Genomic DNA, 10,935 nt, shown 5'->3' on the forward strand with positions numbered 1-10,935 from the left:
TCTTTTGCGTTCAGCTACTTGCCCCAGCCGCCGACGCCGCCCGCCGGCTCTTCCGAAAGCTCCATGAAGCCGATGTCGGCGCCGTCCCACTCGACCAGGGCGAGGAACAGGGCGTCGCCGCGCGGGCTCAGGCCGAAACCGTTCAGGGCCGAACGCCGGGTCTGGTCGAGGCAACGGGCGGGGGCCTGCCCGCCCGACGGCTCGGCTCGCCGCAGCAAGGCGGCACAGCCCTGGCGCTGGTCCAGGTAGAGCACTCCGCCGTCGGGCGCCACCGCCCACATCCGGTTGCGCTCGAGCTCCGGCGCCTCGGCGTTCAGGCGATGCCGGCTGAGCGGGCTCAGCTCGAGGTCCGCCTGCCACAGCCCGCTCTGGGCCTGGCGCGAGAACAGCACCCGGCCGCGCGCGGCGTCGACCTGGAAGCGGGAGACGTCGTCGATCGCTGCCAACACCCGCCACGGCTGGCGCGAGCGGTCGAGCAGATGCAGGCGCAGGCGGCCGTCCGGGCCGCCGGCCAGCACCAGCAGCCGCTCCGCGCCGGGCAGGTAGGCGGCCTGCAGCGGCTCGGCCAGCGGCAGCGGCAGGGCGACGGCACGGCCGCTGGCCGGGGTGACCTCCTGCAGTACCGCATGGCCGGCCTCGTCGCTGCCGACCACCAGCAAGCGCCGGGAATCGTCCGACCAGGCCGGCGCGAACCGGGTCACCGGGCGCACCCCGGCGATCATGCGCAACGAATCGGGCTGGGTCAGGTCCGCCCACCACAGGCCGTTGCTGCCGGAACGGTCGGACACGAACACGAACTGGCGGCCGTCCGGCGCCGGCGTCGGCAGCACTTCGCGGCTCGACGACGGAAACAGCGGCTCGAGCACGTGCACCCGTCCGCTCCCCGCGGCCTCTTCGGCGGCGTCGTTCAGCGCGACCCGGAACAGGCTGAAGTACGGACGGCGTTGGACGAACGCCATCGCCCGCCGCGCCCGCGCGACCGCCGGCGATTGGCCGTCGGCGATGTCCAGCGCACGGGCGCTGCCGTCGTGCAGGTCGAGGCGGAACATCCGCGACTCCCCGTCCACCATCGCCCCGAACAGCAGCGCGCTGCCCTCGGGCAGCCAATCCCAGCCGCGGATGTCGGCATGCAGCCGGCTCAGCCGTTCCGGCGTGCCGCCCTGGGCGGGGATGCGCCAGAAATCGCCGAGCGGCGCATTGCGCACGAACACGATCCAGCGCCCGTCCGGGGAATAGCGCGGCGCGGCGTCGATGTCGAGCGCCTGGCGCGCGTAGCGGATCTCGCGCCAGGCGCCGCTGCCCAGATCGAGCACGCGAAGGCCGACGGCGCCGCGCTCGGTGGCCGTGCTGCCGAAGATCAGGCCGCTGCCGTCCGGCGTCCAATCGAAGCTCGGCATGCTGCGGTGGTCGCAGGCGCCGACCTCGCGATCGCCGCGCGCGTTCGGCGCGACCACCCGGATCGCGCAGCTCGTCCCGGGGTGACGCGCGCGTACGCGATCCAGCGCCCATCCGGCGACCAGGCCGGGGCGATGTCGTCGCTGCCCTCCGGCGGACGGGTCAGCTGACGCGGCTGGGTCTGCTCGGTGGTCTGGATCAGGATCGCCTGGCCGCGCTGGCCCTCGGGGACCGCCACGTAAGCGATCAGCGCCGCGTCCGGCGACAACGTCGGCGAGGTCTCCGGGCCGAGCATCGAGGTGATCAACCGATACGGCCGCTCGCTGCGCGGGGCGAGCGGGTTGGGCGCGGGATTGGCGCGGGCGTCGCGCTCGGCGCGCAGCCAGGCCCAGCCGACCAGCAGCATCACCAGCGCCAGCACCGCGCCGACCGCCCCGGCGATCGAGCGCCAGCCGCCGCGGGCGCTGGCCGGGGGCGGCGGAGGCAGCGGCGTCAGCGGCTCGCTCGGGTCGGCGCCCGGCAGCGCCGGATATTGCCCGGTGGAGCGCGACGGATCGGCCCAGCGCGCGTCGCCGACGCCGGCGTCGCCCGGCGCCGCCTGCAGCCATTCCACGGGGGCCAGCAAGCGGTAGCCGTTCTTGGCGATGGTCTCGATGTAATGGGGGTTGGCGCGCTCGTCGTCGAAGGCCTTGCGCAGCTGCGCGATGGCCTGCGTGACCACATCGTTGGTCGGCAGCGTGTCGGGCCACACTTCGGCCATCAGCGCATCCCGTCCGACCACGCGCCCGGACTGCTCCACCAGCACCAGCAGCACCGCCATCGACTTGGGCGTGATCCGCAGCGGCCGGCGCCGGCCCGGCGCGTGCACCTCGCGCAGCGGGATGTCCACCAGGCAGTCGCCCACGCGCAGCCGCTCGGAGGGCAACGGAAGTGCGGCGGGTGGCTCGGAGGGTCTGGGCATGAATCCGCGATGCTCGGGCGCCAACCTGAACGACGTCATGTGCCGAACGCCGTGCCAGGGACGAATCGACCGATCCGGCAAAAACGCCGGACCCGATCGGGTAAGCGCTGGAAGGTCGGACATTCTAACGTCGGCCGGCTAACCCCAACGATCCGGGGTGGCTCCAGGCACCTCTCTCGCCGATGTCCTAATAGAACGATCTGTTCCCTCTTCGCGCTCCGGCGCGTTTTTTTTGCCCGCCACGCGGCCTCAGCGCTCCTGCGCGCGGACGATGGTCAGGCCGATCAGGCGCGACACCACCACCGCCACGTAGCCCACCCCGGCGAACTGCTCCAGCATCACCAGCACCCGCGCGGCGGCGCCCAGCGGCACCACGTCGCCCAGGCCGACGGCGGACAGGTTGGTGAAGCTCAGGAACAGCAGCTCGAGCCACACGCGCGGCCGCGCCGGCTCGACCGCGCCGGCGAAGCTGCCCGGGTACCAAGCCTGGCAGACGAAGAACGCGTAGGCGAAGCCCCAGGCCAACAGGGTGAAGGTGGCGCCGGCGGCGTAGAGCTCGTCGGCGGTGACTTGGTGGTCGCTCATCATGTACGCGATCAGGCTGCCGGCGGCGTAGAAGTACAGCAGGGCCTCCAGCGCCGAGGACGCGACCAGCAGCGCCTCGCTGCGCACCAGCACCGCCAGCAGCGACAGCACGAACGCGGGCACCGCGAGCGACCAGGCGATCCAAGTGCTCGCCGGGCTGCGATTGACGACCCACACCGCCAGCGCCAGCGCCAGCACGCCGAACGCGCCGAACACCACCCGCCCGCCGCCGACCTGGTCGAACAGCGGATACAGCACCAGGCTGAGCAACTGCACCGCGAGCAGGAACGCCGACGGATGCCGGCGCGCGATCGCCTGCCAGCGCAGCGAGGCGAAGCGGTTCAAGGACATCGGAGCCCCTATCGGTCTACGCGGCGGTCAGAAGCGGTGCAAAGCGGAACGGACGACGTGCGCCGACGGCGGCCGGCCTGCACGACGGCCCAGCAGCGGCTTGTCCGCGCGCCAGGATCCGCGATCGCCGGCGCGGGGCGGGTCCGCCGGCCTGCGCCTGCCTGCCACCCTCGCCCATCGTCCCGCCTCCGTACCCGTAGCGCGGGAGCTTGCCCGCGCGCGGCAACCGGCGCAAGCCGGCCGCCGCGGCGCGGCGGCGCTCAGGCCTTGCGGTACACCTCGGCGCCCAAGGCGCGGAACTGCGCCGACTTCTCGGCCATGCCCTCGGCCAACGCGGCGCGTTCGTCCAGGCCGTGCTCCTTGGCGTAGTCGCGCACGTCCTGGGTGATCTTCATCGAGCAGAAGTGCGGGCCGCACATCGAGCAGAAGTGGGCGACCTTGTGCGCCTGCTTCGGCAGCGTCTCGTCGTGGTACTCGCGGGCGCGCTCGGGGTCGAGGCCGAGATGGAACTGGTCCTCCCAGCGGAACTCGAAGCGCGCCTTGCTCATCGCGTTGTCGCGCGCCTGCGCGCCCGGGTGGCCCTTGGCCAGGTCGGCGGCGTGGGCGGCGATCTTGTACGCCATCAGGCCCTCGCGCACGTCGTGCTTGTTCGGCAGGCCCAGGTGCTCCTTCGGGGTGACGTAGCACAGCATCGCGGTGCCGTACCAGCCGATCATCGCCGCGCCGATCGCGCTGGTGATGTGGTCGTAGCCCGGGGCGATGTCGGTGGTCAGCGGCCCGAGCGTGTAGAACGGCGCCTCGCCGCACTCGCGCAGCTGCTTGTCCATGTTTTCCTTGATCAGCTGCATCGGCACGTGGCCGGGGCCTTCGATCATGGTCTGGACGTCGTGCTTCCAGGCGATCTTGGTCAGCTCGCCCAGCGTCTCCAGCTCGCCGAACTGGGCGGCGTCGTTGGCGTCGGCGATCGAGCCCGGGCGCAGGCCGTCGCCGAGCGAGAAGGCCACGTCGTAGGCCTTCATGATCTCGCAGATGTCCTCGAAGTGGGTGTAGAGGAAATTCTCCTTGTGGTGCGCCAGGCACCATTTGGCCATGATCGAGCCGCCGCGGCTGACGATGCCGGTGACGCGTCCGGCGGTCAGCGGCACGTAGCGCAGCAGCACGCCGGCGTGGATGGTGAAGTAGTCCACGCCCTGCTCGGCCTGTTCGATCAGGGTGTCGCGGAAGATCTCCCAGGTCAGTTCCTCGGCGCGGCCATCGACCTTTTCCAGCGCCTGGTAGATCGGCACCGTGCCGATCGGCACCGGCGAGTTGCGGATGATCCACTCGCGGGTCTCGTGGATGTGCTTGCCGGTGGACAGGTCCATCACCGTGTCCGCGCCCCAGCGGATCGCCCAGACCAGCTTCTCCACCTCCTCGGCGATGCCGGAGGACACCGCCGAATTGCCGATGTTGGCGTTGACCTTGGTCAGGAAGTTGCGGCCGATGATCATCGGCTCGCTTTCCGGGTGGTTGACGTTGCAGGGGATGATGGCGCGGCCACGGGCGACCTCGTCGCGCACGAACTCGGGGGTGATGCGCGCGGGCAGGTTCGCGCCGAAGCTCTCGCCCGGGTGCTGGCGCAGCAGATGCGCCTCGCGGATCGCCTCCAGGCGCTGGTTCTCGCGGATCGCGACGAACTCCATTTCGGGAGTGACGATCCCGCGGCGCGCGTAGTGCATCTGGGTGAGGTTGGCGCCGGCGCGCGCGCGGCGCGGCGGCGGGCGATGGCGGAAGCGCACCGCGTCGAGCTTCGGGTCGGCCTCGCGCCTGCGGCCGAACTCCGAGCTCAGGCCGGGCAGGACTTCGCTGTCGCCGCGCTCGGCGATCCAGGGCGCGCGCAGCGGCGGCAGGCCGCGCGCCAGGTCGATCGTCGCCGCGGGATCGGTGTACGGCCCGGAGGTGTCGTACACCGCCAGCGGCGCGTTGTCCTCGCCGCCGAACATGGTCGGCGTCCTGGCCAGCGCGATCTCGCGCATCGGCACGCGCAGGTCCGGGCGCGACCCCTGCACGTGGATCTTGCGCGAGCCGGGAATCGGGCGCGTGACCTCGGCCGACAACTGCTCGGCCTGGCGGATCAGTTCGGAGGGGACTGCGTTCATGGCATCGGTTCCGCTGCTTTTCGTGGAGAATCCGCACAAGCAGGTGCGGGGTTTCGCGGAGGGGATCCGCATCAAAGCGGCGGCGCGCGCACCGCGGCCAGCGGCGGTGCGGCGAAGCTTCCCTACGGCGGTCTCAACCGCATCAGGTTCGAAGGGTCTGTCTCAACCGGCGCCCGAGGCGACCGGTACCCCCGCTTCGCCGCGCATTTCACCATGCCCGGGCGCGCGCGGCCAGCCGCGCCCGCAGGTTTCGCAAGCAACTGTTGACAGCCCGCGAAACCGCGTGCTCTGCTCGGCGCTCATGACGCATCGCAACATGCCGCCGCCGGCTTCGACGCTCCCGCCGCAGGGCCGGGACGCGGGCGCCGTCGCCGCGGCCGCGGTTGCGATTACCACCGGTACCGGCACCACTCCACCCGGGGTGCGGACGGGCGTGTCCAGCTGATTCGAACACCACGCCTCCGCACCCGGTCCGGGTGCGGAGCGCGCATCCGGACCGCGGCGCGGGGCCCCTGCCCCACAAGGAGCCCGCCATGCCGTCCGCCGATGCCTCGCCGCCTTCCCTCGCCGCCTGCCGGGTGCACAAGTTCGGCGGCAGCAGCCTCGCCGATGCCGCCCTGTACCGCGCCGCCGCCGCGCTGGTGGCGGCCGACGCGGGCCCCCGCATCGCCGTGGTCTCGGCGATGCAGGGCGTCACCGACGCGCTGATCGCGCTGATCGCCGCCGCGCGCGCGGGCCAGGACTGGAGGCCGGGCTGGGAAGCGCTGCGGCGGCGCCACCTGGACGCCGCGCAGGCCCTGGACGGCGATGGCCGCCACTGGCTGGCGGCGGCCCTGGAGGAGGAATTCGCCGAACTGCAGGCATCGCTCGGGACGCTCCGCGATGCCGACCCGGACGCCGCCGCCGGCCTGCCCGGGCTCGGCGAGGTCTGGTCCTCGCGGCTGATGCAGTCCGCGCTCGGCGGCGAGGCCGCAGGCTGGCGGCGCCTGGATGCGCGCGAAGTGCTGGTGGTGCATCCGGGCGAGATGGGCATGGCGGTGGATTGGGACGCCAGCCGCGCCCGCCTGGCGGCGTGGCGCGCGCGCCACGGCTCCGGCGACGCCGTCGTCACCGGCTTCGTCGCGCGCGACGCGCGCGGCCGCGCCGTTACCCTCGGCCGCAACGGCAGCGACTACTCGGCGGCGATCTTCGCCCGCCTGTTCGAGGCCGAGGCGCTGACCATCTGGACCGATGTCGACGGCGTGCTGTCGGCCGACCCGCGGCTGGTGCCCGACGCGGTCTGCCTGCCGGCGCTGTCGTACGCGGAGGCCTGCGAGCTGGCCTACTTCGGTGCCAAGGTGCTGCATCCGCAGACGCTGGCGCCGGTGCAGGAGCGCGGCATCCCGCTGTGGATCCGCAACACCCGCCGCCCGCAGCAGCCGGGCACGCGCGTCGGCCCGGCGCCGCGAGCGCATGCGCGCCAGCGCGAACCGGGCGCGCCGGTGAAGGGCCTGAGCCTGGTGCGCGACCTCGCCATCGTCGAACTGGTCGGCAACGGCCTGGTCGGCGTGCCCGGCGCGGCCGAGCGCCTGTTCGGCGCGCTGCGCGGCGCCGGGGTGTCGGTGACGATGATCTCGCAGGGCTCCTCCGAGCATTCGATCTGCTGCGTGGTGCGCGCCGGGCACGCGGCGCGCGCGCGCGACGCCGCCGAGGCCGCGTTCGCCGAGGCGATCGCCGACGGCCAAGCCCAGGGCGTGAGCCTGACGCCGGGCATCGCCGTGCTGGCCGCGGTCGGCGACGGCATGGTCGGCACGCCCGGCGTGGCCGCGCGCCTGCTCGGCGGACTGGCGCAGGCGCGCGTCAACGTGCGTGCGATCGCCCAGGGCGCCGGCGAACGCAACATCTCGGTCGCGGTCGCCGAAGGCGATGCGACCCGCGCCCTGCGCGCCGCGCACGCGGCGTTCTGGCTGTCGCCGCAGACGCTGTCGGTGGGCGTGATCGGCCCCGGCCAGGTCGGCCGCGCCCTGCTCGCGCAACTGTCGGCGGCGCTGCCGACCCTGCGCGAGCGCTCCGGCCTGGACCTGCGCCTGCGCGCGCTGGCCAACAGCCGGGCGATGTTCCTCGACGAGCGCGGGGTCGAACCGGGCGATGCGGTCGCGCGCCTGGACGGGGCCGCGGCGCAGCCGGTCGACCTCGGTCGCTTCGCCGCGCACGTGCGCGGCGAACACCTGCCGCACGCGCTGATCGTCGACTGCAGCGCCAGCGCCGGGGTCGCCGCGCACTACCCGCGCTGGCTGGCGCAAGGCATCCACGTGGTCACGCCGAACAAGCACGCCGGCAGCGGCGACTGGGCGCTGTACGCCGCGATCCAGCAGGCCAGCCGCGCCGGCGGCGGCCGCTTCCGCTACGAGGCCACGGTCGGCGCCGGGCTGCCGGTGATGCTGACCCTGCGCAACCTGCTCGACACCGGCGACGAGCTGATCGGCATCGACGGCCTGCTCTCGGGCACACTGGCGTGGCTGTTCAACCGGTACGACGGCACGGCGCCGTTCTCGCGGCTGGTGCGCGAGGCGATGGCGCTGGGCTACACCGAACCCGACCCGCGCGACGACCTGTCCGGCCTCGACGTCGCGCGCAAGCTGGTGATCCTGGCGCGCGAGGCCGGACGCGCGCTGTCGCTGGAGGACGTGGACGTGGAGAACCTGGTGCCCGCGCCGTTGCGCGCGGTCAGTCGCGAGGAATTCCTGGCGCGGCTGGAGGAACTGGATGCGCCGATGCAGGCGCGCTACCGGGCGGCGGCGGCCGAAGGGCTGCGCCTGCGCCACCTGGCCCGGCTCGACGCCGACGGCGCCCGCGTCGGCGTGGTCGCGCTGCCGGCCGAGCACGCCTGCTGCCACACCCGGCTCACCGACAACCTGGTGCAGTTCCGCACCCGCCGCTACGCCGACAATCCGCTGGTGGTGCAGGGCCCGGGCGCCGGACCCGAAGTGACCGCGGCCGGCGTGTTCGGCGACGTGCTGGCGATCGCGCAGTCGCTGGCCGCGCCCTGCCTGCCGCCGCCGGCGCCCCCGGAGGCGCGCGCATGAGCGACGGCATCGCGGCGCGACAGGCGCGCGCGTTCGCGCCGGCCAGCGTCGGCAACATCGGGGTCGGCTTCGACCTGCTCGGCCACACCGTCGCCGGGCCGCGCGACGTCGCCACCGTGCGGCGCATCGCCGAGCCGACGGTGCGCATCGCCGCCATCGGCGGCCCGGTGGCCGGCGCCGATTCGCTGCCACTGCAGGCCGAGCGCAACACCGCCGGCCAGGCGCTGATCGCGCTGCGCGCGCGGCTGGGTCTGGAGCACGGCTTCGAACTGGAGCTGGAGAAGGGCATCCCGCTCGGCTCCGGCCTGGGCGGTTCCGCCGCCTCGTGCGTGGCCGCGCTGGTCGCCGCCAACGCGCTGCTCGACCGGCCGCTGCCGCGCGAGGCGCTGTACGAATGCGCGCTCGACGGCGAGGCGGTGGCCAGCGGCAGCCGCCACGGCGACAACGTCGCGCCGATGCTGCTCGGCGGCGTGGTGATGGCGACGGCGACGCGGATGATCGCGCTGCCGGCGCCGGACTGGCTGCACGCGGCGGTGGTGCATCCGGACCAGGTGCTGGAGACGCGGCGCGCGCGCGCGGTGCTGGCCGAGCCGTATCCGCTGCCGCTGGTGGTCGCGCAGAGCGCGCACCTGGCGCTGTTCCTGACCGGGCTGCAGCGCGGCGACGCCGCGCTGATCTGCGAGGGCCTGGTCGACCTGCTGGTCGAGCCGCGCCGCGCGCCGCTGATCCCCGGCTTCGCCGACGCCAAGCGCGCGGCGCTGGAACGCGGCGCGCTCGGCGCCAGCATCTCCGGCGCCGGCCCCAGCACCTTCGCCTGGTTCGCCTCGCGCGCCGACGCCGAAGCGGCCGCACCGGCGATGCAGGCCGCGTTCGCCGCCGCCGGCTACGGCTCGCGCGCCTACGTCACGCCGGTGGCCGGGCCGCGCGCGGAGGTGATGGAAGCGCGGGCTCCCGGAACGCAGGCCGCGGCGCGCTAAGCGCTCCGGCATTGCCGGCCGTCCCTCCCGCCCCGCCACCGAAATCGAGGATCCCGAACCATGGACTTCGTCAGCACCCGCGGCCAGACCCCGCCCGCGTCGATCGACCAGGCCCTGGTCGCCGGCCTCGCGCCCGACGGCGGCCTGTACGTGCCCGAGTCGATCCCGCGCCTCGCCGCGACCGCCGCCGGCGATACCCTCGCCGACACCGCCGAGGCGGTGCTAGCGCCCTACTTCGCCGGCTCCTCGCTGCGCGACGCGCTGGCGGCGATCTGCGCCCAGGCCTATGCGTTCGACGCGCCGCTGCGGCCGCTGGCCGGCGACGGCGACTACCTGCTCGAGCTGTTCCACGGCCCGACCGCAGCGTTCAAGGACTACGCCGCGCGCTTCCTCGCCGAATCGCTGGCGCGGCTGCGCCCGGCGGACGCGGCGCCGACGACGATCGTGGTCGCCACCTCCGGCGACACCGGCGCCGCGGTCGCCGCCGCGTTCCACCGCCGCCCCGGCTTCGAGGTGGTCGTCCTCTATCCGGACGGCCGCGTGTCGCCGCGCCAGGCGCACGGGCTGGGCTGCTGGGGCGACAACGTGCGCGCGTTCCGGGTGCAGGGCACGTTCGACGACTGCCAGCGGCTGGCCAAGCAGGCGCTGGCCGACGCCGCGCTGCGCGCGCGGGTGCCGCTGGGCTCGGCCAACAGCATCAGCCTCGGCCGGCTGCTGCCGCAGGCCGCCTACTACGCGCATGCCGCGCTGCGCTTCCACGCCGCCCACGGGCAGGCGCTGAACTTCGTCGTGCCCACCGGCAACCTCGGCAACGCCTGCGCCGCCTTCCTCGCCCGGCGCATGGGCCTGCCGGTCGGCGAGATCGTGCTGGCCAGCAACGCCAACGACGTGCTGCCGCGCTACTTCGCCGGCGAGGACTACCTGCCGCGGCCGACCGTGGCCACGCTCGCCAACGCGATGGACGTGGGCGCGCCGAGCAACTTCGAGCGCCTGCGCCATTGGCACCGCGACGATGCGCACCTGCGCGCCTCGATGCGCGCGTTCGCGATCGACGACGCGACCATCGCCGAAACCATCCGCGAGGCGCCCGCGCGCCACAGCATCGTGCCCTGCCCGCACACCGCCACCGGCGTGCGCGTGCTCGAGCGCCTGCGCGCCCAGGGCGACACGCGGCCGTGGGCGGTGGTGGCGACCGCGCATCCGGCCAAGTTCGAGGGCATCGTCGAACCGTTGGCCGGCCGCACGATCGAACCGCCGCCGGCGCTGGCCGCCAGCCTGGCCCGGCCGGCCCGCGCGGAACCGCTGCCGGCCGACTACGCCGCGCTGCGCGAGCGCCTGGCGCGGCCCCATGAATGAGCATCGCGTCACGCCTCGACATCGTTGCAGAAGAAACTGCGCGAGTTGCACGAGAAACTGTTGACACGCCGCGAAGAGGCGTGCTTATCTCGCCCACATGACGCAGC

General features: G+C 73.8%; 7 protein-coding genes and 1 riboswitch. Of the genes, 3 read left to right on the forward strand and 4 right to left on the reverse strand.

Going from position 1 to position 10,935, the window contains the following annotated elements; genetic code table 11:
• Positions 1 to 14: 14 nt before the first annotated feature.
• The 4 genes from EDC50_RS13240 to thiC form a co-directional block, all read right to left on the reverse strand.
• Complete coding sequence (locus EDC50_RS13240) at positions 15 to 1,397, reverse strand: TolB family protein (protein ID WP_123770965.1); 1,383 nt, start codon at positions 1,395 to 1,397, stop codon at positions 15 to 17.
• A complete protein-coding gene (locus EDC50_RS13245) occupies positions 1,358 to 2,356 on the reverse strand; it encodes a winged helix-turn-helix domain-containing protein (protein ID WP_170167634.1) in 999 nt (332 codons plus the stop codon). Before EDC50_RS13245 ends, EDC50_RS13240 begins: the two co-directional genes overlap by 40 nt.
• A gap of 249 nt (positions 2,357 to 2,605) precedes the next feature.
• Positions 2,606 to 3,292: an ion channel gene (locus EDC50_RS13250; RefSeq protein WP_123770967.1), complete on the reverse strand. Its 687-nt coding sequence runs from the start codon at positions 3,290 to 3,292 to the stop codon at positions 2,606 to 2,608.
• A gap of 260 nt (positions 3,293 to 3,552) precedes the next feature.
• Positions 3,553 to 5,430, reverse strand: a complete 1,878-nt coding sequence (gene thiC / locus EDC50_RS13255) for a phosphomethylpyrimidine synthase ThiC (protein WP_123770968.1) — start codon at positions 5,428 to 5,430, stop codon at positions 3,553 to 3,555.
• Positions 5,431 to 5,531: 101 nt separating this feature from the next.
• A riboswitch (TPP riboswitch) is annotated at positions 5,532 to 5,633 on the reverse strand.
• Between the two features lie 330 nt (positions 5,634 to 5,963).
• On the opposite strand from thiC, the gene thrA reads away from it, so the two are divergent.
• From thrA to thrC, 3 genes are read left to right on the forward strand one after another with little or no spacing between them, the layout of a single operon-like run.
• Positions 5,964 to 8,495 carry a bifunctional aspartate kinase/homoserine dehydrogenase I gene (thrA, locus tag EDC50_RS13260; protein WP_123770969.1) on the forward strand — a complete coding sequence of 844 codons (2,532 nt, stop codon included), beginning with the start codon at positions 5,964 to 5,966 and terminating at the stop codon, positions 8,493 to 8,495.
• Complete coding sequence (locus EDC50_RS13265) at positions 8,492 to 9,472, forward strand: homoserine kinase (RefSeq protein WP_123770970.1); 981 nt, start codon at positions 8,492 to 8,494, stop codon at positions 9,470 to 9,472. Before thrA ends, EDC50_RS13265 begins: the two co-directional genes overlap by 4 nt.
• Before the next feature lie 60 nt (positions 9,473 to 9,532).
• Entirely contained in the window at positions 9,533 to 10,828 is a 1,296-nt protein-coding gene (gene thrC / locus EDC50_RS13270) for a threonine synthase (protein WP_123770971.1), read from the forward strand.
• Positions 10,829 to 10,935 lie beyond the last annotated feature (107 nt).

Source organism: Vulcaniibacterium tengchongense (genome assembly GCF_003814555.1).
GTDB lineage: Bacteria > Pseudomonadota > Gammaproteobacteria > Xanthomonadales > Xanthomonadaceae > Vulcaniibacterium > Vulcaniibacterium tengchongense.